Source organism: Brevibacterium limosum, assembly GCF_011617705.1.
GTDB lineage: Bacteria > Actinomycetota > Actinomycetes > Actinomycetales > Brevibacteriaceae > Brevibacterium > Brevibacterium limosum.
On the sequence record NZ_CP050154.1, the window covers coordinates 2,836,062 to 2,861,779 of the forward strand.

The 25,718-nt window shown below is 65.2% G+C and carries 20 protein-coding genes; 4 read left to right on the forward strand and 16 right to left on the reverse strand.

Annotated features, from left to right (window positions below):
• Positions 1-77: 77 nt before the first annotated feature.
• From GUY37_RS12845 to GUY37_RS12865, 5 genes are all read right to left on the reverse strand, one after another.
• Positions 78-641 carry a hypothetical protein gene (locus tag GUY37_RS12845; protein ID WP_166820679.1) on the reverse strand — a complete coding sequence of 188 codons (564 nt, stop codon included), beginning with the start codon at positions 639-641 and terminating at the stop codon, positions 78-80.
• 134 nt (positions 642-775) lie between these two features.
• Entirely contained in the window at positions 776-2,287 is a 1,512-nt protein-coding gene (locus tag GUY37_RS12850) for a sensor histidine kinase (protein WP_166826272.1), read from the reverse strand.
• Positions 2,284-3,000 (reverse strand): response regulator transcription factor, encoded by a 717-nt coding sequence (locus GUY37_RS12855; protein ID WP_166826275.1) that lies wholly within the window; start codon positions 2,998-3,000, stop codon positions 2,284-2,286. The genes GUY37_RS12850 and GUY37_RS12855 overlap by 4 nt, the downstream gene beginning before the upstream one ends.
• Before the next feature lie 16 nt (positions 3,001-3,016).
• A complete protein-coding gene (locus GUY37_RS12860) occupies positions 3,017-5,125 on the reverse strand; it encodes an ArnT family glycosyltransferase (protein ID WP_166826293.1) in 2,109 nt (702 codons plus the stop codon).
• Positions 5,118-6,386 carry a glycosyltransferase gene (locus tag GUY37_RS12865; protein WP_166826296.1) on the reverse strand — a complete coding sequence of 423 codons (1,269 nt, stop codon included), beginning with the start codon at positions 6,384-6,386 and terminating at the stop codon, positions 5,118-5,120. The genes GUY37_RS12860 and GUY37_RS12865 overlap by 8 nt, the downstream gene beginning before the upstream one ends.
• A 147-nt stretch (positions 6,387-6,533) precedes the next feature.
• Here GUY37_RS12865 and GUY37_RS12870 point away from each other — a divergent pair, with 147 nt between their 5' ends.
• Together GUY37_RS12870 and GUY37_RS12875 are read left to right on the forward strand one after the other, a co-directional pair.
• Entirely contained in the window at positions 6,534-7,223 is a 690-nt protein-coding gene (locus GUY37_RS12870; protein WP_152348439.1) for a DUF1707 SHOCT-like domain-containing protein, read from the forward strand.
• Positions 7,220-8,245, forward strand: a complete 1,026-nt coding sequence (locus GUY37_RS12875) for an ATP-dependent 6-phosphofructokinase (RefSeq protein WP_152348440.1) — start codon at positions 7,220-7,222, stop codon at positions 8,243-8,245. Before GUY37_RS12870 ends, GUY37_RS12875 begins: the two co-directional genes overlap by 4 nt.
• Before the next feature lie 179 nt (positions 8,246-8,424).
• On the opposite strand, the gene GUY37_RS12880 is transcribed toward GUY37_RS12875, so the two are convergent.
• The 3 genes from GUY37_RS12880 to GUY37_RS12890 form a co-directional block, all read right to left on the reverse strand.
• Positions 8,425-12,297 (reverse strand): DNA-directed RNA polymerase subunit beta', encoded by a 3,873-nt coding sequence (locus GUY37_RS12880; RefSeq protein ID WP_166826298.1) that lies wholly within the window; start codon positions 12,295-12,297, stop codon positions 8,425-8,427.
• Between the two features lie 68 nt (positions 12,298-12,365).
• Positions 12,366-15,845, reverse strand: coding sequence for a DNA-directed RNA polymerase subunit beta (rpoB, locus tag GUY37_RS12885; protein WP_152348442.1), 3,480 nt, complete (start codon positions 15,843-15,845; stop codon positions 12,366-12,368).
• 209 nt (positions 15,846-16,054) lie between these two features.
• Positions 16,055-17,113 carry a GNAT family N-acetyltransferase gene (locus GUY37_RS12890; RefSeq protein ID WP_166826300.1) on the reverse strand — a complete coding sequence of 353 codons (1,059 nt, stop codon included), beginning with the start codon at positions 17,111-17,113 and terminating at the stop codon, positions 16,055-16,057.
• Between the two features lie 111 nt (positions 17,114-17,224).
• Between GUY37_RS12890 and GUY37_RS12895 the strand changes: the two genes are divergently transcribed.
• Positions 17,225-18,025, forward strand: a complete 801-nt coding sequence (locus GUY37_RS12895) for an MBL fold metallo-hydrolase (RefSeq protein WP_166826301.1) — start codon at positions 17,225-17,227, stop codon at positions 18,023-18,025.
• Positions 18,026-18,181: 156 nt separating this feature from the next.
• Positions 18,182-19,306: an IS110 family RNA-guided transposase gene (locus GUY37_RS12900; protein WP_166826303.1), complete on the forward strand. Its 1,125-nt coding sequence runs from the start codon at positions 18,182-18,184 to the stop codon at positions 19,304-19,306.
• A gap of 306 nt (positions 19,307-19,612) precedes the next feature.
• Here GUY37_RS12900 and GUY37_RS12905 read toward each other — a convergent pair whose 3' ends face one another.
• The 8 genes from GUY37_RS12905 to rplJ form a co-directional block, all read right to left on the reverse strand.
• Complete coding sequence (locus GUY37_RS12905; RefSeq protein ID WP_228278175.1) at positions 19,613-19,825, reverse strand: hypothetical protein; 213 nt, start codon at positions 19,823-19,825, stop codon at positions 19,613-19,615.
• A gap of 163 nt (positions 19,826-19,988) precedes the next feature.
• Entirely contained in the window at positions 19,989-21,191 is a 1,203-nt protein-coding gene (locus tag GUY37_RS12910) for an IS110 family RNA-guided transposase (protein WP_166829755.1), read from the reverse strand.
• Positions 21,192-21,459: 268 nt separating this feature from the next.
• The gene (locus GUY37_RS12915) at positions 21,460-22,446 is read right to left on the reverse strand and encodes a hypothetical protein (RefSeq protein WP_166826306.1); all 987 of its coding nucleotides are present in this window, start codon (positions 22,444-22,446) and stop codon (positions 21,460-21,462) included.
• Entirely contained in the window at positions 22,443-23,255 is an 813-nt protein-coding gene (locus GUY37_RS12920; protein WP_166826308.1) for a hypothetical protein, read from the reverse strand. The genes GUY37_RS12915 and GUY37_RS12920 overlap by 4 nt, the downstream gene beginning before the upstream one ends.
• A complete protein-coding gene (locus GUY37_RS19240; RefSeq protein ID WP_228278176.1) occupies positions 23,255-23,596 on the reverse strand; it encodes a hypothetical protein in 342 nt (113 codons plus the stop codon). The genes GUY37_RS12920 and GUY37_RS19240 overlap by 1 nt, the downstream gene beginning before the upstream one ends.
• 195 nt (positions 23,597-23,791) lie before the next feature.
• On the reverse strand, positions 23,792-24,487 hold the full coding sequence (locus GUY37_RS19245) for a hypothetical protein (protein ID WP_228278177.1): 696 nt from the start codon (positions 24,485-24,487) through the stop codon (positions 23,792-23,794).
• 236 nt (positions 24,488-24,723) lie between these two features.
• Positions 24,724-25,110, reverse strand: coding sequence for a 50S ribosomal protein L7/L12 (rplL, locus tag GUY37_RS12930; protein ID WP_152348448.1), 387 nt, complete (start codon positions 25,108-25,110; stop codon positions 24,724-24,726).
• A gap of 59 nt (positions 25,111-25,169) precedes the next feature.
• Positions 25,170-25,703 (reverse strand): 50S ribosomal protein L10, encoded by a 534-nt coding sequence (gene rplJ, locus GUY37_RS12935; RefSeq protein WP_062244493.1) that lies wholly within the window; start codon positions 25,701-25,703, stop codon positions 25,170-25,172.
• Between the last annotated feature and the right edge of the window lie 15 nt (positions 25,704-25,718).

Genomic DNA, 25,718 nt, shown 5'->3' on the forward strand with positions numbered 1-25,718 from the left:
CGCCGAGGCGGCACTCGGATGATCGCGAACGATGCCCCCACCGGAATCGGTGGGGGCATCGTCATATCCGGAGTCGTTCAGTCCTCTCTGCCCAGAACGGCGAATCCGGTGAAGATCTGGTCGAAATGGGTGACGCCTGCATTCCCGATCGCCCCGGCCGAGGAGGTCCCGTTCCGGACACCGGGCACGCCGTTCGACTGACCGTTCGGCGCTCCTCCGTTCGGCTGTCCTCCCGGCACTCCCCCGCCGTCGGATTGTCCGCCGGGCTGACCATCGTCGGATTGTCCGCCGGGCTGGGAGCCGTCCCCGGTCTGCCCGCCCATTCCTCCCGGACCGTTCTGTCCTCCCGGCCCCTGGCTCGTTCCGGAGCTGTCCGCAACTATGACGGCCGATGCCCCGACCGCACCTCCGGCCAGTCCGCCGACGATGAACAGCGCGGAGCCTGCGAGTATCGCGGGGACGAGCGGTACACGGCGCTTCGGTTCGGCCGTGCCCGTGGTCGGCGAGCCGGATATCGGCTGCACCGGATTCTGCTCAAGAGGCCGGCCCAGTCCCTGATCGGGACCGTCAGTCGGGTGCTGGCTCGGGATCTGGTTGTGGTCGGTGCCGGGGCCCTGGTTGGGGTGGTGGTTCTCGGTCATGGAATCTCCTCTGGTTGACAGTGAGTCCACTGTCGGCCCCGCCGCTGTAGCCCATCCCAGCCGACGCTGTGGCCAGCCTGTGGCTTCTCAGCACCCTGCCGATCATCAGTCTGATGGGCGCAGAGCCCATCCGTTCAGGCCGCGGGAAGCCGCATTTCGAAGACCGTGCCGTCGTCCGAGCTCGACATGGTGATGCTGCCGTGCATGAGCTCGACGAGGCCCGAGGCGATCGCCAGGCCCAGACCCGATGACCCGCCCTCGGCTCCTGGCTGACGCGACCGTGACGGGTCTCCGCGGACGAACCGGTCGAAGACCGTCTCCCGGATCTCCGGCGGGATGCCGGGGCCGTCGTCGCTGATGCGAATGGCCACGACATCACCGGGGATCTGCCCCGCCACCGGCTTCCGCACGGTCGCGGCTTCGACAGTCACCCGCGTTCCCGGAGGAGTGTGCACGCAGGCGTTCGTCAGCACGATCGACACGACACGCCGCACAAGGTCGAGAGCACCACACACCTCGAGAGCCTCCGGCGGCACATCGAGGATCAGCGAATGGTCGGGATTGACCACATGGGCATCTTCGACGAGTTCGACCAGCACCGCCGACACATCGACCGTGTCCTCCTTCACCGGCTGCCTGCCGGCCTCCAGGCGGGCCAGGAGCAGCAGGTCATCGACCAAGGTGGACATCCGCATCGCACCGGAATCGATCTTCGCCAAGGAAGTGGTCACCTCGGTGGGCAGATCCTCACGGTACGGTCGGGTGAGGTCGGCCCACCCGCGGATCGTCGCGATCGGAGTGCGCAGCTCATGGGAGGCATCGGCGACGAAGCGGCGCATCTGCTCCGTGCCCCGGTAGCGCTCGTCGAGAGCGGTCCCGACGTGGTCGAGCATCCGATTGACCGCGGCTCCGACCTCGCCGACCTCGGTCCCGGGAACGGCGAGTTCCGCCGGTACCCGCAGCGCGAGCTCGGGTCTGCCGGCACTGAGCTCAAGGTCCGTGACGTCGCGGGCAGTGCGGGCGACGTCCCTGAGGTCGCGCAGCTGGCGGTGGATGATCACGGCCATGAGACCGGCGGTGATGAGGACTCCGATGAGGACGACGACCGCGGTCGTCCAGGCGGTGCGGTCCAACGCGGCGTCGACGCTGCCCTGCGGAACCCCATAGACGGTCCTCGCTCCGTCGTCTTCGAAGACCACGACCCGGTAGGCGCCGAACCCGGGCACGCGCACGGATTCGTGGCTGGTCTCGCTGATGCCGGGTTCGACGGCCAGGAGGGCTTCGATCGCGTCCGAGGACAGAGACCGGGGACGGGTCAGCCCCGCCTCGGCGATGAGCCCCTCTCCCCCGCTGCCGGAGTCGACGACGGCGAGTGCACCATCACCGACTCCCGGCTGGAAGAGGAATCGCAGAGCCGAATCGACCGCCGACGATGATTCGGTGCCCGGTCCCGCGCCGGGACCGGCACCGGGACCGCCGGTCCGCGCGTGCGAAGTCATCGAGGTCAGCTGCGCGTCGAGGTCGGACATCAGAGAGGTGCGCACGCTCAGCCACGAGGCGGCGCCGATTCCGGTGCCGACGAGCAGCAGCACGAGTCCGGCGAGGAGGATGAGCCTCGTCTGCAGCCGCCACCGTCGCAGCTTCACTGCTCCGCCCGCAGGATGTAGCCGGCCCCGCGCTTCGTGTGGAAGAGGTTCGGCAGGTCCGGGAACGGTGCGTCGATCTTCTTCCGCAGGTAGGACACGTAGAGCTCGACGATATTTCCGTTGCCGCCGAAGTCGTAGTCCCAGACCCGGTCGAGGATCTGCGCCTTCGACAGGACCGCCCGCGGGTTGCGCATGAACAGCAGCAGGACCTCGAATTCGCGAGCCGTGAGCTCGATCTGCCGGCCGGCACGAGTGACTTCATGCGAACGTTCGTCGAGTTCGAGGTCGCCGACTCGCAGCACATCCTCGTCGTCGTCCGGCCCCGCCGGCACGCTGCGCCGCAGACGGGCCTCGATCCGCGCGATGACCTCGTCGAGGTTGAACGGCTTCGTCACATAGTCGTCCCCGCCGAGGCGCAGGCCCGTGAGCCGGTCATCGACCTCGTCCCGAGCGGAGAGGAAGACCACCGGAGTGTCGATGCCCTCGCCCCTGATCTTTTCGATGACTGCGAAACCGTCGAGGTCGGGCAGCATGACATCGAGGACGATCGCGTCGAAGTGCTCGCTTCGGGCCACGGCCACCGCCTCACGGCCCGCGCCGACCGCCTCGGCGTCCCACCCGCGGACTCGGCAGGCCATGACGAGGAGCTCAGCGAGGTTCGCTTCGTCATCGACGATGAGGATGCGTGCCGGCGAGTTCTCTGTCGGAGTCATAGAACGATTATCCCTCTCAACCTGCACTGAGGTCGTAGAGCGTCGCGGAGTCGAGAGTCGTGGATTCGAAGTTCGCTTCCACCCAGGCTGCGATCTGCGCCGAGGAGGAGCCGGAGTCCGCTCCTCCGGGCCCCTGACCACCCCCGGAGCTCGACCCGATGTAGTAGTGGATCCGGTCCTCGGCCACGAGCTGTTTGAACTGTTCGAGGGTCGGTGACGGGTCGGTGCCGTTGAAGCCGCCGATCGCCATCACCGGCTCTTCGAGGCCGAGCTGATAGCCGGCGGCCCGGTTGGCTCCCGTGGTGGCTGCGACCCACGTGTAGTCCGAAGCATCCTCATCGAGGCGCTGGGTGAGCTCATCCGACGGTTCCGAGCCGTTGAGCAGACCGCCCATGCCTCCACCGCCGCCGGGGATTCCGGCACGCTCGGCACTGCCGTCGGGGAGATCGGCCCCTCCGCCGGGGACACCGGCGCCGTCGTCGGGACCGCCGCCGCGCGGCATCCCTCCACCGCCAGGGCGGCCGCCCATTCCGGAGCCGGTGCCTGCGATCGTCACGATCGATCCTTGAGTCGTCCCGGCGATCGTGCGCACGCTCAGCTGTGCGGGAATCGCTGCGTTGCCGATGATGGCGACCGCGACGAGCGCCGAGGCGACTGCCGCACCGATCCGCCTCTGGGAAGTGGCGATGAGCACCAGCGCACCGAGCACTGAGACGATGAGCACGCTCCACCGCAGGATTCCCGGGAGACCGGTCATCGACGAACTGATGATGAACTGCCACGCTCCGGTCAGCGCCCAGGCCACCGCGAGCAGCAGTCGCGAGACGATGCCGGGCCGGTCGAGCAGCACCCCGACACCGAGGCCGATGACGACGGCGATCGCGGGGATGAGAGCGACCGTGTAGTACTCGTGGACGATTCCATTCATCATCGACAGGACGAGCCCTGTGATGATGAGCCAGCCGCCCCAGATGAGCACGGCGGCACCGAGGCTGCCCCTGTCGGTCGTGTCCGAACCATCGCCGTCGGTGACGGCGGGGGTGACTCTGCGGCGGGCCGCCTCGGCGAGGACCAGAAGAACCGCGGTGACGCCGAGGAGGAAGAGCGCGGTGGGCAGGAACCACGACACCTGCTGGCCGAAGCTGCCCGTGAACAGGCGCGTCAGCCCCGTCTCGCCCCAGCCGCCGCCACCGCCGCCGACGGACCCGGTCTCATTGCCGGTCAGCCGACCGAACCCGTTGTAGCCGAAAGTGAGTTCGAGGAACGAGTTCGTCTGCGAACCTCCGACATAGGGGCGGGAGTCCGCGGGGGTGAGTTCGACGAGCGCGATCCACCAGCCGGCGCTGAGCACCGTCGACGCGATGGGAATGAGCAGCCACAGCAGACGTCGCGGCCACGATGCCCGGGCGAAGAGCACCCAGGCGAGAGCGATTCCGGGGACGATGAGAAAGACTTGGAACTGCTTGGTGAGGAACCCCAGACCGAGGCAGATCCCGGCGAGGATCAGCCACAGTGTCACGCTGCGCGCGGTGCCCGAGCGGCCGTCCCCGGTCGGGTTCTCTCTGGGGCGAGCGTTCACCGCTCGCAGGGCGCGCTGGGTCGCGACGACCGCGCCGATCATCAGGGTCACGAGCAGAGCGTCCGGGTTGTTGAACCGGAACATGAGCGCCACGACCGGGGAGACCGCGAAGATCGCACCGGCACCCAGCGCCGCTGCTCTCTCAACTCCGGTACCGACGCGGGAGCGCAGGCCCAACCTCGTCGAGTGGACGATGAGCAGCACGCTGACTCCGGCCAGAAGAACCTGCGGCAGCAGCATCGAGAACGATGAGAATCCGAAGACGCGGGCGCTCAGCGCCATCAGCCACAGAGCTGCCGGGGGTTTGTCGACGGTGATCGCGTTCGCCGAGTCGAGGGAGCCGAAGAGGAAGGCCTCCCAGTTCTCCGAGCCGGCCTGGACGGCCGCCGCGTAGAAGGAGTTCGCCCACCCGTTCTCGCTGAGGTTGACGAGGTAGGCAGCGATGGTGCCGAGGGTGAGGACGGTCAGTGCCGCCGGATACCAGCTGCGTCGGAATCCGGTCGTGTGGGATCGCTCGGGGGTCGGTGACGTGCGGGTCTCAGTCATGGTCGGACCCTGCCTCCGCGAGGCGCCCGGATCTGGACGTCACCGCCGGCCTGTCAGCGGGCGACACGCTCAGACGGGTTCCCCGCGCGAACACCCAGGTGCGCATGAGCACGAAGCGGACCACGGTGGCGGCGAGGTTCGCCACGGTGAGCACGGCGAGTGTGCCGAGGTCCGCCCACGCACCGGTGAACCCATCGGCCACCTCCAGCCCTGCAGTGGTGAAGGCCAGACACAGTCCGAAGGCCGCCAGACCCTTCAGCTGGGAGGTCGCCCGACGGTGCGGTGAGCGCACTCCGAAGGTGTGGCAGCGGTTGAGCGCCGTATTGGCCACCGTCGACAGGAGCAGGGCGATGATGTTCGCCGTGATGGCGGAGACGACCTGGGAGCCGAAGAGGAAGATCGTCGCGTAGATGACGGTGCTGATGATTCCGACGTCGATGAAGTGGAGGATCTGAGCACCCGTGTTCGGTGCCGGCGGCTCGGCCGAGGCCCGGGACCGGTCCTCCTTGCGCAGGCGGACGATGCCTTTGAAGTCCTTCCACGCCGTGCTGATGACGTCGACGGAGGAATCGGGATCGTCGATCCAGTCGGTGCCGAACTCGTGGATGCGGTACCCGGACCATTCGGCACGAGCGAGCAGCTCCGTGTCGAAGAACCACTCGGTGTCCTCCACGAGCGGCAGCAGCTCCCGTGCCGCACGCGCTGACATCGCCTTGAACCCGCATTGGGCATCGCTGAAGCCGACGCCGAGGCTGAGCTTGAGCAGTCGGTTGTAACAGCGAGAGATGATCTCGCGTCTGATTCCGCGTTCGATCTCGAGACCGGGATGCAGACGAGAGGCGATGGCCACATCGGCCAGCCCGGAGCGGATCACCTCGACCATCGGTTCGAGGACTCTGATGTCCGTGGCGAGGTCGACATCCGTATAGGCCACGATGTCCGCAGTCGAGGACTGCCACACCCGGGACAGTGCGCGGCCGCGCCCCGTCTGCTCGAGCCGCACGTATTCGACGTTCGGGCGTACGGCCGCAAGAGCTGCGGCGATGCGCGGGGTCGAATCGGTGCTCGCATTGTCGGCGATGATGATCGTGACCTCGATTCCGGGGCCGGTGTCGGCGGCGAGGAGGGTCTCGATCGAGGAGGCCAGAGTCGCCTCCTCGTCATACACCGGAACGACGAGGTCGACGGTCGTGGTCGGCCGGAGGGACGGGGGCCATGGGGGCGCTGCGGGCTGGTTCCCGGCGCTGCTCTCGTATCTCATGGACTCCACATTCGCGTCCCCGCTTAGGCCCAGCATCGGTCGCACCTGTGGCCCGGCTGTGGACATAGCGACCCACCGGACCGTCCTGTCCGACCTCCTCAACGGGCCGCCCGGTCTGTGCAGGTGAATCCCGCTACACTGGGGGCCATGGCCGATGATGACTCCCCTGCCCCACAGCGCCGGATCCGTGCCTCCGACAAGGACCGTGACGAGGTTCTCTCCGTCATCACCGAGGCGGTGACGAACGGACGCCTCGACCCCGAGGAGACCGCGCAGCGTCAGGACGCTGCCATCTCCGCGAAGTTCATCGACGAACTGCTGCCCCTCCTCGACGATCTTCCCGAAGGTGCGGCACTCCACCGCAGATTCGCCCGGCAGACCGGTCAGGGAAGCGGTCCGGCCGCTCCCGGTGCGCAGCTGCAGCGCCGCGGTGCCGCAGAGCTCAGTCCTGCCGCGGATCCGGGGTCGGCCCCGCCGATGAGCTCCGTGGCCATCATGTCCGGACGCCAGATCGATGTCCGGCCCGGCACGGCCGAAGTCACGAGCTACTCCCTCATGGGCGGAGACGACATCGACCTCTGCGATGTCATGGGCCCCGAGGTGACGATCGTGCTCAACGCCTATGCGATGTGGGCCGGCAACAGCATCTACGTTCCGCCGGGCGTGCACATCCGTGACGAGACGATCAACATCATGGCCGGGAACGAGATCCGGCGTTCTGCCCAGGGCGATGGTTCGAACGGCACCGTCGTCCTCAGAGGTTTCTCACTCATGGCCGGACATGACGTCCGGCTGGCAAAAGGCTACCGAGCAAAGGATCAGGGTCAACTGGAATGAAGATCGGTGTACTCACGTCGGGCGGAGACTGCCCGGGCCTCAACGCTGTCATCCGCGGAATCGTCCGCAAGGGAATCCGCACTCACAACGCCTCGTTCGTCGGCATCCGCGATGGCTGGCGGGGTCTGCTCCACGACGACATGTTCGATATGACCATGCTCGATGTGCGGGGCCTCTCCGGTCGCGGCGGCACCATCCTCGGCACCTCCCGCACCCACCCCTATGAGGACGGCGGTCCCGAACGCATGCGCGAGGTCATGGCCGCCCACGGCATCGATTCGCTGATCGCCATCGGCGGCGAAGGCACCCTCGCCGGCGCTTCCAGACTGGTCAACGAGGAGGGTCTGCACATCGTCGGCGTGCCCAAGACCATCGACAACGACCTCGGCAACACCGACTACACCTTCGGCTTCGACACCGCCCAGTCCATCGCCACCGAAGCGATCGACCGTCTGCGCACCACAGCCGAATCCCACCACCGCTGCATGGTCATCGAGGTCATGGGCCGCAACGTCGGGTGGATCGCTCTGCACGCCGGCATGGCCGCCGGCGCCCATGCGATCCTCATGCCCGAATTCCCCGTCTCCTTCGACCAGATCGCCGACTGGGTGACCTCGGCCAGGGAACGCGGTCGCGCCCCGATCGTCGTCGTCGCCGAAGGATTCGTTCCCGAAGGCTTCGACTCCCAGGTCGCAGACCACGGCGTCGACAACCAGGGCCGCGTCCGCCTCGGCGGCATCGCGAACTACCTCGCACCGAAGATCGAAGAGATCACCGGGATCGAATCCCGGGCCACCATCCTCGGACACCTGCAGCGAGGCGGGTCCCCCACCGCGTACGACCGTGTGCTGTCCACCCGGCTGGGCATGGCTGCCGTCGACCTCGCCCAGCACGGTCATTGGGGGAAGATGGCGAGTCTCAAAGGCACGGACATCGTCTCCGTCGAGATGTCCTCGGCCGTGCACAGCCTCAAATCGGTGCCGCTGCACCGCTGGGACGAGGCTCAGGTGCTCTTCGGCTAGAACCGACCTGCCGAGGCACCGGCGGACCGCCGTGACACCTGTGCAGACACAGTGGTCTCGGCGGTCCGCCGTTGTCTTCGCGTACGAAGCCGAGTTCGGCCTCTGCGGTCATGCAGAAGGGGCACCCACCGAATGGTGGATGCCCCTCATGTATGCCTTACGGCTGACGGATCAGCAGATCAGCTGAACGCTCCGTAGTCGTAGTCCTCCAGCGGGATGGCGGAACCGGAATCGGCCCCGATGCCCGCGTAGAAGTCGCCGTAGCTGTTCGTGAACATCTCTGCCTTGGCCTCTTCGGTCGGCTCCACCACGAGGTTGCGGTGGGTCTGCAGGCCGGTGCCGGCAGGGATGAGCTTACCGAGGATGACGTTCTCCTTCAGACCCATGAGCGTGTCCGACTTGCCTTCCATGGCCGCCTCGGTGAGGACGCGGGTGGTCTCCTGGAAGGACGCGGCCGACAGCCACGACTCGGTGGCCAGCGAAGCCTTCGTGATGCCCATCAGCTCGTCACGAGCCGATGCCGGCTGGCCGCCTTCGGCGACCACACGCCGGTTCTCCGCCTGGTAGCGGCCACGGTCGACGAGCTCGCCGGGCAGCAGGTTCGTATCGCCCGACTCGATCACGGTCACGCGACGCAGCATCTGCCGCACGATGACCTCGATGTGCTTGTCGTGGATGCCCACACCCTGGGAACGGTAGACCTTCTGGACTTCCTCGACGAGGAAGCGCTCGGCCTCACGACGACCGCGGATACGCAGCACCTGCTTCGGATCGACCGCACCGACGATGAGCTGCTCTCCGGCCTTGACGTGCTGGCCGTCCTCGACCATGAGACGGGCACGCTTGGACACTGCGTGCTCGATCTCTTCGCTGCCGTCGTCGGGGGTGATGATGACGAAGCGGGTCTTGCGGCTGTCGTCGATCTTGGCCCGTCCGGTCGCCTCGGCGATGGGGGCGAAGCCCTTCGGTGTGCGAGCTTCGAAGAGCTCGGTCACACGCGGCAGACCCTGCGTGATATCACCCGATGATGCGGCCGCACCACCGGTGTGGAACGTACGCATCGTCAGCTGGGTGCCGGGCTCACCGATCGACTGGGCAGCGACGGTGCCGATGGCCTCGCCGATGTCGACGAGCTGGCCGGTCGCCATCGAGCGACCGTAGTGCTCGGCGGAGATCTGCGCATCGGAGTCCGCGGTGAGCACGGAGTGGACCTTGAGTTCCTCGATGCCGTTGGCCACGAGCATGTCGACCACAGCGCCGGTGACATCGGACTTGGCCGGCAGGAGCACAGTGCCCTCGGCGTCGGTGACGTCGGAGACGGTGAGACGGCCGTAGACGCTGGTCTCGGCGTACTCGTGCGGTACCAGGTTGCCCTCGTGATCGCGTTCGGCGATCGGCAGGGTGATGCCCTTGTTCGACTCGGCCTCTGCGGCGCGGATGATGACATCCTGCGAGACGTCGACGAGACGACGGGTCAGATAACCGGAGTCGGCGGTACGCAGAGCGGTGTCGGCCAGACCCTTACGAGCACCGTGCGAGGCGATGAAGTACTCGAGGACTGCGAGTCCCTCACGGTAGTTCGACACGATCGGGCGCGGGATGATCTCACCCTGCGGGTTCGTCACCAGACCACGCATACCGGCCAGCTGACGCACCTGCATCCAGTTGCCGGACGCACCGGACTCGACCAGACGCAGCACCGAGTTCTCTTCGGGGAAGTTCGTGCGCATGATCTGGTCGACCTTCTCGGTCGTCTCGGTCCACAGCTTGACGAGCTCGTTGCGGCGCTCGTCGTCGGTCAGTGCTCCGAGTTCGTACTGCTGCTGGACCTTCGTATCGATGGCTTCGGCATCGTCGATGATCTCGGTCTTCGCCTCGGGTGAGACGACGTCCGACATCGCAATGGTGATGCCCGAGCGTGTGGCCCAGTAGAAGCCGCCGGCCTTGAAGTTGTCCAGCGTGTGTGCGACCTCGACCTTCGGGTACTCCTCGGCCAGGTGGTTGACGATCCGGCTCAGAGCCTTCTTGTCGATCGTCGAGTTCACGAACGAGTAGTCGGCAGGCAGATACTCGTTGAACTGTGCGCGACCCAGAGTGGTCTGCACGTCCAGCGGATCGCCGGCCTCCCAGCCTTCGGGAACCTCCATGTCCGCACCGGGAACGACGTCCTCCAGGCGGATGGTGATCGGCGAACCGAGGTCGAGCTCTCCACGGTCGAAGGCCATGATGGCTTCGCCCATTCCGGAGAATGCGCGTCCGTCGCCGGCCAGTCCCTTGCGCTCGGAGGTGAGGTGGAACAGACCGATGATCATATCCTGCGAAGGCATGGTCACGGGCTTGCCGTCCGAGGGCTTGAGGATGTTGTTGGCCGAGAGCATGAGGATGCGGGCCTCGGCCTGCGCCTCGGGGCTCAACGGCAGGTGCACGGCCATCTGGTCACCGTCGAAGTCAGCGTTGAACGCCGAGCAGACGAGTGGGTGCAGCTGGATGGCCTTACCCTCGATGAGCTGCGGCTCGAACGCCTGGATGCCGAGACGGTGCAGGGTCGGTGCACGGTTGAGCAGCACCGGGTGTTCGGTGATGACCTCTTCGAGGACATCCCACACCTGCGGGTGCTGACGCTCGACCATGCGCTTGGCCGACTTGATGTTCTGAGCGTGGTTGAGATCGACCAGACGCTTCATCACGAAGGGCTTGAACAGCTCCAGGGCCATGGTCTTGGGCAGACCGCACTGGTGCAGGTGCAGCTGCGGACCGACGACGATGACCGAACGGCCCGAGTAGTCCACACGCTTTCCGAGCAGGTTCTGACGGAAACGTCCCTGCTTGCCCTTGAGCATGTCCGACAGCGACTTCAGCGGACGGTTGCCCGGTCCCGTCACCGGACGTCCGCGACGTCCGTTGTCGAACAGCGAGTCCACGGCCTCCTGCAGCATCCGCTTCTCGTTGTTGACGATGATCTCGGGAGCACCGAGGTCGAGCAGTCGCTTGAGGCGGTTGTTGCGGTTGATGACACGACGGTAGAGGTCGTTGAGGTCCGAGGTCGCGAAGCGTCCGCCATCGAGCTGCACCATCGGGCGCAGCTCCGGCGGGATCACCGGGACGACGTCGAGGACCATGCCCTCAGGATTGTTGTCGGTGGTCAGGAACGCGTTGACGACCTTGAGGCGCTTGAGCGCACGGGTCTTGCGCTGTCCCTTTCCGGTGGCGATGAGCTCACGCAGCTTCTCGGCTTCGGCTTCGAGGTCGAAGTCGATGAGGCGCTTCTGGATGGCTTCGGCGCCCATGGCACCGGTGAAGTACAGGCCGAAACGGTGGAACATCTCGCGGTACAGGCTCTCGTCACCTTCGAGGTCGTTGACCTTGAGGTTCTTGAACCGGTCCCACACCTGCTCGATACGGTCGACCTCGCGGTCGGCGTTCTTGCGCAGCTTGTCCATTTCCTTCTCGGCGGTGTCGCGCAGCTTCTTCTTGGCCTGGGCGGTTCCGCCTTCGGCCTCGAGTGCGGCGAGATCCTCTTCGAGCTTCTTGGCACGACGATCGATATCGGCGTCACGGCGGGTGCCGATCTGCTGCTTCTCGACGTCGATCTTGTTCTGCAGGCTGGGCAGATCGCGGTGACGGGAGTCCTCGTCGATCGAGGTGATCATGTAGGCGGCGAAGTAGATGACCTTCTCGAGGTCCTTCGGAGCCAGGTCCAGCAGGTAGCCCAGACGTGAGGGCACACCCTTGAAGTACCAGATGTGGGTCACGGGAGCGGCGAGTTCGAGGTGGCCCATCCGCTCACGACGCACCTTGGCACGGGTCACTTCGACGCCGCAGCGTTCGCAGATGATGCCCTTGAAGCGGACTCGCTTGTACTTTCCGCAGGCGCACTCCCAGTCGCGGGTGGGTCCGAAGATCTTCTCGCAGAAGAGTCCGTCCTTCTCCGGCTTCAGGGTGCGGTAGTTGATGGTCTCAGGCTTTTTCACCTCACCGTGTGACCAGCCGCGGATGTTCTCCGTGGTGGCAAGACCGATGCGCAGTTCATCAAAGAAATTGACGTCAGGCACGTAAATCCTCTTTCCTGGCGATGAACGAATCGTTCATCAAAAAGTTGTGTCGGTTGAAGTGGAAGTCCTCAGACTTCTTCTACGGTCTGTGCTTCGCGGCGGGAGAGGTCGATGCCGAGTTCCTCGGCGGCACGGTAGACCTCGTCCTCCGATTCGCCCATCTCGACATGGCCTCCGTCGGAAGACAGGACTTCGACGTTGAGGCACAGGGACTGCATCTCCTTGATGAGGACCTTGAACGACTCGGGGATTCCCGGATCGGGCAGGTTCTCACCCTTGACGATGGCTTCGTAGACCTTCACACGGCCCGGAATGTCATCGGACTTGATCGTCAGAAGCTCCTGCAGGGTGTAGGCGGCGCCGTAGGCCTCGAGGGCCCAGACTTCCATCTCACCGAAGCGCTGACCACCGAACTGAGCCTTACCACCGAGAGGCTGCTGGGTGATCATCGAGTACGGTCCGGTCGAACGCGCGTGGATCTTGTCGTCGACGAGGTGGTGGAGCTTGAGCATGTACATGTAGCCGACCGAGATCGGGTACGGGAACGGCTCACCTGAGCGACCGTCGAACAGCTGGGCCTTGCCCGAGGAGTCGATGAGGCGGTCCCCATCGCGGTTCGGGGTCGTCGAATCCAGCAGTCCGCGCAGCTCCTGCTCGTGCGCACCGTCGAAGACCGGGGTGGCCAGGTTGGTGCCGGCCTCCGCTTCGCGAGCGGCCTCGGGCAGCTCGGCGGCCCACTCGGGGCTGCCCTCGATCTTCCAGCCCTGCTTCGAGATCCATCCGAGGTGGACTTCGAAGACCTGACCGATGTTCATACGACGGGGAACACCGTGCGGGTTGAGGATGACGTCGACGGGGGTGCCGTCGGCGAGGAACGGCATGTCCTCGACCGGCAGGATCGTCGAGATGACGCCCTTGTTGCCGTGACGACCGGCCATCTTGTCACCGATGGTGATCTTACGGCGCTGCGCCACGTAGACGCGGACCATCTGGTTGACACCGGGCGAGAGCTCGTCGTCGTCCTCCCGGTCGAAGACGCGCACGCCGATGACGGTGCCGATCTCGCCGTGGGGAACGCGCAGCGAGGTGTCGCGGACCTCGCGGGACTTCTCGCCGAAGATCGCGCGCAGCAGGCGCTCCTCCGGGGTCAGCTCGGTCTCGCCCTTCGGGGTGACCTTGCCGACGAGGATGTCGCCGTCGGTGACTTCAGCGCCGATGCGGATGATTCCACGATCGTCGAGGTCGGCCAGCGCATCGGGCGAGATGTTCGGGATGTCCCGGGTGATCTCTTCGGCACCGAGCTTGGTGTCGCGGGCATCGACCTCGTGCTCCTCGATGTGGATCGAGGAGAGCACATCGTCCTGGACGAGGCGCTGGGAGAGGATGATCGCATCCTCGTAGTTGTAGCCTTCCCAGGACATGAACGCCACGAGGAGGTTCTTGCCCAGAGCCATCTCACCGTTCTCGGTGGACGGTCCGTCGGCGAGGACGGTGCCGGCTTCGACGCGGTCGCCTTCGTCGACGAGGATGCGCTGGTTGTACGAGGTGCCGTGGTTCGAACGCTTGAACTTCGCAGCCTTGTAGGTCAGCTGGGTTCCGTCGTCGGCGAGGACGGTGACGAAGTCGGCCGAGACCTCGGTGATGACACCGGACTTCTCAGCGGTGATGACATCGCCGGCGTCAACGGCGGCACGGTATTCCATGCCGGTGCCCACGACGGGGGATTCGGCCATCACCAGCGGCACGGCCTGACGCTGCATGTTCGCACCCATGAGGGCGCGGTTGGCGTCGTCGTGCTCGAGGAACGGGATCAGGGCAGAAGCCACTGACACCATCTGCCGTGCGGAGACGTCCATGAAGTCGATCTGGTCGTGCTGGACCAGTTCGGCCTCACCGCCGCCGCCCTTCGGACGGGCCAGGACCTCGACCTCGGCGAAACGCTGGTCCTCGGTCAGCGGCGCATTGGCCTGGGCGATGTTGAACTCGAGTTCGTCATCGGCGGTCAGGTACTGCGTCTCATCGGTCACGACACCGTCGACGACCTTGCGGTACGGCGTCTCGATGAAGCCGAAGGGGTTGATGCGGGCGTAGGACGCCAGCGAACCGATCAGACCGATGTTCGGACCTTCGGGGGTCTCGATCGGGCACATGCGGCCGTAGTGCGAGGGGTGCACGTCACGGACTTCCATGGCGGCACGGTCACGCGAGAGACCACCCGGTCCCAGTGCGGAGAGACGGCGCTTGTGGGTCAGGCCCGCGAGCGGGTTGTTCTGATCCATGAACTGCGAGAGCTGCGAGGTGCCGAAGAACTCCTTGATCGCAGCCACCACGGGGCGGATGTTGATCAGGGTCTGCGGCGTGATCGCTTCGACGTCCTGAGTCGTCATGCGCTCGCGCACGACGCGCTCCATGCGGGACAGACCGGTGCGGATCTGGTTCTCGATGAGCTCACCGACGGCGCGGATGCGGCGGTTGCCGAAGTGATCGATGTCGTCGAGCTTGACGCTGATCTCGACCTCTTCGCCGTCGCGGGTGCCCTTGGCGGTGTCCACTCCGGCGTGCAGCGACACGAGGTAGCGGATGGTGGCGACGACGTCGTCGGTGGAGAGCACCGAGTCCGACAGCGGGGCTTCGACGCCGAGCTTGCGATTGACCTTGTAGCGGCCGACCTTGGCAAGGTCGTAGCGCTTCGGGTTGAAGTACAGGTTGTTGAGCAGGTTGCGGGCGGCCTCAGCGGTCGCGGGCTCTGCCGGGCGCAGCTTCTTGTAGATGTCGAGCAGCGCTTCGTCCTGCGTGGTGACGGTGTCCTTGGCCATCGTCTCGCGGATCGACTCGAACTCGCCGAACTCTTCGAGGATCTTCGCTTCGGACCAGCCGAGGGCCTTGAGCAGAACGGTCACGGACTGCTTGCGCTTGCGGTCGAGGCGAACGCCGACCTGGTCGCGCTTGTCGACCTCGAACTCCAGCCAGGCACCGCGGGACGGGATGATCTTCGCAGTGAAGATGTCCTTGTCCGTGGTCTTGTCGACGCTGGATTCGAAGTAGGCACCGGGCGAACGCACGAGCTGGGAGACGACGACACGCTCGGTGCCGTTGACGATGAACGTGCCCTTGTCGGTCATGAGGGGGAAGTCACCCATGAACACGGTCTGGCTCTTGATCTCGCCCGTGTTGTTGTTCATGAACTCGGCGGTGACGTACAGCGGCGCCGAGTAGGTCATATCGCGTTCCTTGCACTCATCGATCGAGTACTTGGGAGCTTCGAACCGGTGCTCGCGGAACGACAGCGACATGGATCCGCCGAAGTCTTCGATCGGCGAGATCTCTTCGAAGATGTCTTCGAGGCCCGAGGTGGTTGCGACGGAGTCGTCCCCGATCTCGATGGCCTCGGCGACGCGGTCCTGCCACGCCTCCGATCCGATCAGCCAGTCGAAGCTGTCCGTCTGCAGACCGAGCAGATCGGGAACCTCGAGGGGCTCGCGAATCTTCGCGAAGGAAATTCTCTTGGGGGGATTAGCGGTCCTGGTGTTGTCGTTGGCGGCGGCCAATTGGTTCCTTCCGAGTGCTTCACCATCTGATACTTCGTCTGCCCACTCGCTCCGGCGACGTCCACGGGGTGTGTCGGATTTCGACTCCCGGCGTCGGCATGGTTCACTTGAGTGGAAATGCTGTGCCCACCGCTATATGAAGGCACACCACAGGCAGAACGATGCAAATATCAAGCTTATAGCATCTGGTCAAGTCTCGCAAGACGGTTTCAGCGCAAGCTCTTCGTCCACAGTCCCACCCACGCCCAGGTGGCGAATCCCGCCTGATCGTTGATCGCCAGCATCCACCTGTTCTCCACCGCATTCCACGTGTAGATGCGCTCGACCGCCGAGTTCGCCGCGAGGCTGCGATGATTGGCGACCTTGAGACGCGCACCGAGGCGGTGCCCGCGATGCTCCCTCAGCACCAAGGTTCCGCCCTGCCACCCCACGGTCGGCCTGTCGGTCGAGTGCCCGACCTGCGTGTATCCTGCCGGCTCCCCGCCGAGGAGGGCGAGTGCCGTGGCCATGGATTCGCCCTTCGCCTTCTTCTCTGCGTCGAGGGCCCTCACGCGCTCTCCGTCCCAGCTCTCCTCTCCCCCGAACTTCGCCGCTCCCGGCACGTCGGTGCTCAGCCGACGCTTGAGCAGAGCGATGTGCTCCTGCCGATGTTCCGGGACCGGCCCTCGCCATGTCTCGATGACGTAGTCGTCGGCGTCTGTGCCGAGGTCGAGTTCGGCCGCGGCTGCGGTCGGAGCGACCGAGCACCGTTCGATCTGAGCGAGCTCGTAGCCGCGGCTGCTGAGGAAAGTCACCTCGGGCAGAGCGACCGGCAGCGACCCCGCACCGGTCTCTGCGGCCAGATGGGCACCGCGCAGATCGGCATTCCTGACAGACTGCGGAATCTCACAGTAGCTCGACAGCGCTGTCCGGCCCTCTGCCCGCAGATCGTTCTCCATGACCGTCAGCATTGCGGCACCCAGTCCGCGACGGCGGTGGTCCGGGTGCACGCCGATCCAGACCTCCGCGGTGTCGGTGTTGCTGTCCAGGCGGAGTTCGGCCACACCTTTGGCCACGACCGCCCCGTCGATGCGGCCGAGCCAGATCACAGATGTCCGGTACTCGCTCGTGCTGGTCAGTGAGTGACGCACCTCGTCGGGAATCGGATCGAAGTCCTCCCCCAGCCCTGCTGCCCGATTGATCTCGAGGTCGAAGGCGAGGATCTCAGGCAGAATCGCATCGATATCGGCAGGAGCCTGCGTGCCCGCGCGGATCCGCGTGATCTCCATCCGGGTTCTCCACGCCTTCCCTCACTCGACGGCATCGCCGGGCGGACCGCAGACGGACCGTCGTGCGCTTCGTCGCGCGACAGGCGATGCCAGACATTCTAGACTGCGGGCATGACACGAGTGAATGTTCTCAGCTTCGATCCTGCCGCGGTCAACTGCGGAATCATCGTCGGCACCGATCAAATCCTGCTCGTCGATGCAGGGCCCGGCCCCGCGGCCGCCGCACATCTGGTGGAGCGGGCGGGCCGCCTCGGCGAGGAGATCGGCGAAGGTCAACGGCGCGCAATCGGCCTCGCGATCACCCATGATCATTGGGATCATTTCTTCGGTGCCGCCGCGGCCGTGTCCGCCGGCGTCACCGCCGTGTACGCGTCGTCGTCATTCGCCGCCGATCAGGAGGCCACGGCCTGGATCGCTCTCGACGGGGTCGCGGGCGGCGACTTCCCGGATGACTACCGGGTGAGTCTCCCCGACGATCCCGGCGGCCTCATCGTCGAGGTCTCGCCTGTCGATCCGTCGCCCGGTGATGTGTGGCACCTCGACCTCGGCGACTGCCCGGTCGAATTCCATGTCCTCGGCGGGCATTCGACGGCCGACCTCGTCGTCCGGCTGCCCGAGCTCGGCATCGTCTTCACCGGCGACCTCGTCGAGGAGGCCGCTCCCCCGCAGGCCGGTGCCGACGCCGCCCTGAGCGAATGGGCCTCGAGCCTGCGCACTCTGGTGTCGTTTCCCGAAGCGAAGACATTCGTTCCCGGACATGGGATCCATGTGGACCGTGATTTCCTCACCCGGCAGCTCGCCGATATCGAGGGGCTGATGGTCGATCAGGGAGACGCCGAGGTGGCCCTGCCCGCCCGCTCCATGCCGGGTGAGCACGACCGGGCGATACCGCGGGAGGTCCGGCTGGTGTGAGCGGCCGGGGCTAGACAATATGAGGTAAGGGCGGGGCCGGGGCCTCCGTGCATCAAAGGAATCGTGGGTTGCCCAGACTCCACCACCGTCCTACCGGGAACACCGGTTTCGGGTGTGTACTGGTAGAGCCACATTTGAGCTTTTGGAGGTCCCGACATGCTCAAGACTACCTTCATCGGATTAGACGTTCACGCGAAAACCGTGACCGCGGCAGCACTGAACGCTGACACCGGCGAAATCGACCAGGCAACGATGCCAGCCGATAACCCCACGGTGATCTCGTGGATCAAGGCCCACGGCGACGACACCGCGGTCACGTATGAAGCCGGCCCAACGGGATACGGACTCGCCCGCGACCTCACAGATCAGGGAATCACCTGCACGGTCGCGGCACCGTCGAAACTGCTGCGGGCCCCGGGAGACCGCGTCAAGACCGATCAGCGTGATGCCCTGGGGTTGGCGAGGATGCTGTCGTTGGGTGAGATCACCGCGGTCCGCGTCCCGCCGATCGGTCAGGAAGGACTCCGGGATGTCTCCCGGGCCAGGCAACGCGCTGTGCTCGATCTGACGCATGCCCGGCAGCGGATCAACGCGATGATCCTCCGTCACGGGTTGCGGTATCCCAAGGACACGAAGTGGACTCAGGTTCATCACGACTGGTTGGCTCGACAACGACTCGAGCCAGCCGCATCGCAGCAAGCGTTGTCTGCGGAGCTCGAGACCGAGACTTTGCTGATGGCCCATGTCAGACGTCTCGATGCGACGATTGCCGATCTGGTCGCCGAAGCCGAGGAAACACCGATCATCGATGCTCTGATGTGTTTTCGAGGAATCTCAATCACGACTGGGTTCGGGCTGGCGGTCGAGATCGGCGACTGGACGCGATTCACCGGGGCCACGATCGGGTCGTATCTGGGTCTGACCCCGTCGGAGCACTCGAGTGGGCAGTCGCGGTCGCAGGGAGCGATCACGAAGGCCGGGAACACGTATGCGAGGAAGCTGCTCATCGAGGCCGCGTGGTCACACGCCCGCCCGTACTCGCGACCCGGGGCGCGCCTGTTGCGACAGTTCGACAAAGTCGATGCTGCGACCCGAGTTCGTGCGATCGAGGGCAATCAACGATTGCACCGGGTATGGGCGAACTTCGATGCTCGGAAGAAGCGTCGGGTCAAGGCGAACACCGCAGTTGCCCGAGAGCTTGCAGGGTGGTGCTGGTCGGTGGCCGCACCCTTACAGATGAACGTGACTGGCCCCGAGGGGCAGGAGGCCCAGATGGGGTAAGTTCACGATGATCGTGCCCCGCGGCAGGGGCGACGGTTCGAGGCAGCATCAGGAGCTGATCCGAGTTTGACCTATGGGCAACCCCGCCAGAAGGTGCGGTGACGCTCGATTCTAGACAACGGGATGCTCCGGTTCGAATAATCGTCATGGGGTAACCAACCCCCGAATATCAGGCTGACAATGCTTGTCGACAACGACGCGTCTGAACCTCGCCCCTGACCGCGGTGGCACTCTTACCATCCTGGACGCCAGCGGAAACCGATCCGGGAAAACATTATTCTGCCCCTTGACAAGTAAATCCACATATCAGGTTCCTCGCCGATGCAGGGCGGTGACGAGATCGCCGCCGATGGCGCCGAACAGCGTCTGCGCCCAGACGCTGCCGCCCTCGACGTAGGGGCGGTCGCCGTCGAAGATCCACTGCAGCTCGCGGTCGGCGTGCAGATCCGACAGGCAGCTGTCGCACACGGGTACGCGGACGCTCCTTCCGGCCAGATGGCCCTTGCGCTCCGTGCTCACCAGCGTCGTCGACCGTGCTTCTCCGTGGAGGGGGTGCCCCTATGTTTTAAGTCAAGGGGTAGCGCCCAGATTCTTCAAGAATATTTGGGAAGACTCGAAGGGCAGGGGTGATCGGTCCGAGAACTGTTTCCCAGACTGATCAGGTACTTCGCTGCAGAACGGTTCAGGCCGCAGTCACCTGCTCGGGTGCGTGGAAATAGGCACCATCACGCAACATCGCGTACAGCACGTTGCAGCGCCTGCGCGCTAACGCGATCAGGGCTTGGTTGTGTTTCTTGTGCTCGGCACGTTTCTTGTCGTAATACGCCCTCGACAACGGGTCCTTCAACGCCGCGAACGCGGACAAGAACAACGCTCGTTTGAGGATCTTGTTGCCCCGACGCGAGGAATGATCCCCGCGGATCGAGGTTCCTGACCGCCACGTCACCGGTGCCAGTCCCGCATAGGATGCGAGGTGTCCGGCTGATTCGAAGTCCTTACCCACGACCTCGGTCAGGATCCTCGCCGCTGTCCTGACGCCGACTGCCGGCATCGACGTCAGGAGCTCGAAAAGCGGATGCGCCTCAACCAGCTCCTCGATCCGGGCGAGCACGTCATCGCGTGACGACCGCGTCTGCGCCAACGACGTCGCCAACTGGGGCAGCACGAGGCCGGCGGCGTCGGTGCCCGACACCACCACCGTCTGACCGTCCATGGCAGTGAAGATCGCTGCCGCCCACCTCTTCCACGCCCTGGGTGCCTGCTTACGCAGCAGAGTCTCGACACGGTGTTTGCCGGCATGCCGCAGTGCTTTCGGTGTCGGGTATTTCGCCAGCAGGGCCAGCATGGCCGGATGATCCAAGTGGGGACCGATCACGGTCTCTAATCCGGGGTGGATCTGAGTGAGTAGCCCGCGGATGCGATTCGACGTCGCGGTGGCTTGTTTCGCGAGGTCATCGTCGTAGCCGCACAGCATGGACAGTTCGGCGACGTTCTCGTCGGCAACCCGGATGTCCCGCAGGGTGTGGGGCATGGTTCGGGCCGCGTCAGCGATGATGCTGGCATCGCGGGCGTCGGTCTTCGCCTCACCAGGGTGTAGGTCGGCGATGCGGCGCATCGCCAACCCCGGCAGGTAGGCGACCATGATGCCTTCGGCTTGGGCGACCGCGACTGGTAGGGCCCCGATCGTGGCGGGCTGGTCGACGATGACGAGTAAGGTTCCGTGCTTGGAAAGCCGGGTGAGCAGGGTCTTCAGTTTCGTTTCGTTCTGCGGCAGCGCCTTCGATAACAGTTGTTTTCCGTCGCGATCCACCGCGACGGCGTGGTGGTTGTGTTTGCCGACATCGATGCCGATGAATACGTCGATGTCAGCGTGGTTGGTGATCATGTCACTCATCTTCTTCGACTCATGTGACCGGATAGTGGTTGTGGTTCGGCTGGCCGGTAGTGCTGGGTGGCTCCAAGGTTCGGCATCCACGTTACGGTCGGGCTCAAGGCATGGGTTCTGCCAGTGGTTCTGGCCCCTATCAGCGATTTCCCTGGTGCCTTCGAACCCCGGTGACAACACCCCCCGGATCATGGGTGACTGGGGGTATAAATCATGCCGGGGTCCTCAGGCCAGCGACCCCTTCTATCCTGACGGATGGTGGGGCTAGTTAAAAGGTAACGGGGTTGACCGTGCACAGGCTCTGCGGGAGCCCCTTGGTCTGTGCTGACCTCGTCGAGCCGGAGGCCCGTGTGCTGCCGGCCTTCCGTGTTCGAATCCCGCGCTTGGCCGATCTGTGCAGCTTCACCTCGGCGATCTCGCGACCGGCCTGGCGCAGCAGCACCATGGCTCCGGCGAGGTCGATGCGTTCGGCCTCTGCGTCACCGACGATGGTTCTGGCCATCTGGTAGGCGTCGAGTGCACGCTCCACCCCTTCGGCGTCGGCGCTGCTGAGGTCCTGGGTCTGCAGCTGCGTGATCTCGGCGGCCAGCTCCGTGGTGTCCTCGCTGAGACCTTCCCGAAGTGTCTTCCGCTGCAGGTCATCGACCCGCTCGAGCAGCCGTGCGGGCAGTTCGAACCGGCGGCGGGTGCGCGCGGCGCTCAATCGTTCCCGCCGAGAGCGTGCGAACCAGATGACGGCGATGACAAGCGCCAGGACCAGAACGGCTCCCCCGAGGAACAGTGTCGCCGTCGAGCTGGATCCGTCGACCGTCTGCACTTCGCTGCCCGGTGCCTCCTGCCCGCTTTCGTGCTTCGGGGCTTCCCGTGGGTCGGCGTAGAGGTCGAGGAGCATGTTGAGCTTCGTCACCGACGGCGTGCTGTAGCTCCACTGCTCGCGGCCGGCGGACAGCTGCTCCATCGCCTGAGTGTGCTGGTCGAAGTCGTCGCCGAAGGAGTAGTCCACGGCGAGATCCGTGCTCGTGTCGATCTTGATGAAGGAGCCTTCGCCGCCGTTGAAGACCTTGATCTGTTCGAGCAGCTCCGGGTCGGCTCCTGCCTCACCGGTGACGATGACGAAGACATCGAAGTCGAGGGAGTCGATCTTCTCATCCGCCTTCTGCAGGAGCGTCTCATTGACCTCACCCTTCGCGCTGTTCGTCACGTAGACGGGGTCGGTCGTTAGCGCCTCGGCGATCTTCTGAGCCTGTTGAGTCACTGTTTCGCTGTCCGTTTCTTCAGAGCGCGGCGGACGAAGTGGATTCCGATTCCGGCTCCCCCGCCGACGATGATGCCGATGACGGCGCCGGCCACGGCGCCGCCGGTGCTGTACTCGAGGTCGTGGGGAGCGGTCGCGGATTCCGGTCTGACCGGCAGCGGGCTGCCGTTGTCGTCGTGCTTGTACGAATGGCTTGAGGCGAGGTCGACGGTCTCCGCGGAGCGGAGCTGTTCGACACCGGTCAGAGCATTGCGGGAGTCGGTGTCTTCGTACTCACCGCTCAGGTAGGACATCGCGGGGCGGTGCACCCCTTTCTCACCGACTCCCATGAGTCCGGTGGCGTCGACGGTCAGCACGGCCGCCTCGGCGTCGTCCATCTCGTTGACGATCCGGGCCGCCAGCAGGTCGAGGTCGCCGTCGGCGTCGTCGAGGTCGGAGGCGTTGAGGAAGGCCACGAAGATGGGGGTATCGGCATCGGCGACGACGGTCCTGATCGCTGTGATCTCTTCGTCCTTGATGTCGAATTCCGGGTACCCGTCGAAATAGACGGGGTCTGTGGCCAACGACTTCGCGATCGCCTGATAGCGGGACGGGTAGTAGTCGGGGTCGGTGGAGCCCTTGATGCGGTCGGTGTAGATCGATTCGACGTCGATCCTGCCGCTGTCGGCGATCTCGATGCGTTCGGTCTTCGTCTGGTCGAAGAGGAATCCGCTGAGCAGAGTGGCACCGACCGACACTGCGGCGACCGCGATGACGGCGATGATCCAGTCGAGTGCACCGGCAGGTCGCGGGGGCCTGGCAGCTGCCATCATCGGCTCCTTCCGACAGCGGACGACTGTGGGCTCATTTCGTCCAGCACCGCCTCGTCGAGATGTTGGAAGCTGCCGAAACCGGAGAGTGCGTAGGCGTCCGAGCGCTGGAAGTACGGGACTGCGCGGGTGGAGCCGGGGCGCTTGGGCACCATCAGTCGTTCCGGGTCGTGGCCGGCGTCCAGCTCCTGCCGGCAGTCGGCGCACAGCGCCACGGTGAGGCTGCGGCCGGACTGTTTGAGCACATAGTCGTCGATGCCTCTGCGATGGTGTGGGAAGAGGAAGCAGAAGCGCGGTTCGTCCTCTGCTGAAGTCGAGCGTCTGCGCAGCTGTCGGCGCACCCAGCGGTCGAGGGTGACGAGGACGAAGACTCCGTTGCGGTGGGAGAAGTCGGCGTCTTCGGCCCAGTCCGGGTGAACCTTCGTCAGGATCGCCAGAGCATCCTGGATTCGTCTGCCCCGGTCGTACAGGGCCCACGTCGCGTCATCGGGATGGTCGGGTTCGGGGATCGGTGCGACCGCCTCGGCGACGGCGGTCTACAGGTTCCGGGCCCTGACCAGTTCAGGTTCTGTGGTCAGATCGGTTCGCCAGGAATACCGATTGCGACGGCGCAGCAGCCACACGGTCGCGCCGAGGGCCGCGGCGGCCGTCGCACCGAAGACGAGTGTGTCGGGGTCGGCGTTGTCGAGGCCGAAGCGTTCGATGTAGTCCTCGCTGCGAGAACCAGGGTCGCGGGTGTCGAAATCCGGCGCCGGCGGAGGTTCGGTGCCGTGGGCGGCGGCGACGAGAACCTGCAGATAGTAGAGGACGGCGAGTTCGACGGGGAGGAAGTCGTCGCTGCGGGACCGCATCAGTTCCGGAGCACCCGAGGGGACGACGGGCCCGTTGTCGGTGACGAGGTAGGCGAACGAGCGGGCGGAGGTCTCGCCTTCGCTGAAGAGGACGAGAGTCTGCTCCTCTGCTGACTCCTCGTGCATGGCGAATGCGAAATCGGAGGTGAACTTCGCCCAGTCTCCGTAGCCCATGCTCTGGAGGCCGGGGACGATGGCGAGGAAATGAGTGAGGCCGGTGTCTTCGGTCTGCTTCGGGGCGTGCCTGATGGAGGCGAGTTGGTTCGCCGTCAGTCCGGGCCTGATGATCTCATCGATATAGAGGGGACGCCGCGCCCAGGTGCCGCGGATGCGGTCGCGCAGCTGCTGTTGTGCGCGGGCGTAGCTCGTCGTCTCAGTCACCAGTCAAGGATAGTTCAGCTTCTGCCCGGCCTCTGTCGGGTGGTGTTCCGAATCGGTCACACTCGGGGATGCGAGCCGACACGGTGGGCCGCCGGGGACCCGAAGTGGGTCGCCGGGGACCCGAAGTGGGCCGCCTCGGTGCGGGATGGGCCGCCTCGGTGCGGGATGCGAAGAACCCCCACAGCGGACTGTGGGGGTTCGAAGCCTAGGCAGCAGTCAGGATGCTGCGAAGAAGATCACTTGAGGGTGACGGTGGCGCCGGCAGCCTCGAGGGTCTCCTTGGCCTTCTCGGCGTCTTCCTTCGAAGCGCCTTCGAGCACGGCCTTGGGGGCTCCGTCGACGAGGTCCTTGGCTTCTTTGAGTCCGAGGGAGGTGAGTCCACGAACTTCCTTGATGACGGGAACCTTCTTCTCGCCGGCCGATTCGAGGATGACGTCGAATTCGGTCTGCTCTTCAGCAGCGGCCTCTCCGCCACCGGCGGCAGGGGCAACGGCGACGGCGGCGGCCGGAGCGGCAGCCTCGACGTCGAACTCTTCTTCGAACTTCTTGACGAAGTCGGACAGTTCGATGAGGGTGAGCTCCTTGAAAGCGTCGAGGAGCTCGTCGGTGGTGAGCTTAGCCATGGTGGCTAGTCCTTCCTGTTTTGGTCACGGTCGGTGACCGATTGGGTTTGGGGTGATGCTCAGGCGTCGGAAGCAGGAGCGTCGTCCTGCTTCTCGCGGAGGGCATCGACAGTGCGCACGGCCTTGACCAGCGGAGCGGTGAAGAGGTAAGCCGCCTGGTGGAGGCTTGCCTTCATGGCACCGGCTGCCTTTGCAAGCAGCACTTCGCGGGATTCGAGGTCGGCGAGCTGGTTGACCTGTTCGGGGCTGAGTGCGGCTCCATCGAAGTAGCCGCCCTTCACCACGAGCTTGTCGTTCGCCTTGGCAAAGTTACGCAGAGCCTTGGCAGCCTCAGGTGGTTCGCCGTTGACGAACGCGATCGCGGTGGGCCCATTGAGGTGCTCATCGAGACCGGTGACTCCGGCTTCCTTGGCTGCAATCTTGGTCAGCGTGTTCTTTACCACGGCGTAGCTGACGTTCTCACCGAGAGAGACGCGCAGCTCTTTCATCTGCGCGACGGTGAGACCGCGGTACTCGGTCAGCAACACAGCGTCGGAGTTCTCAAACTGCTGTTTGATCTCCTCGACTGCGGCTGCCTTGTCTGGCCTCGCCATGGTGTTCCTTTCATA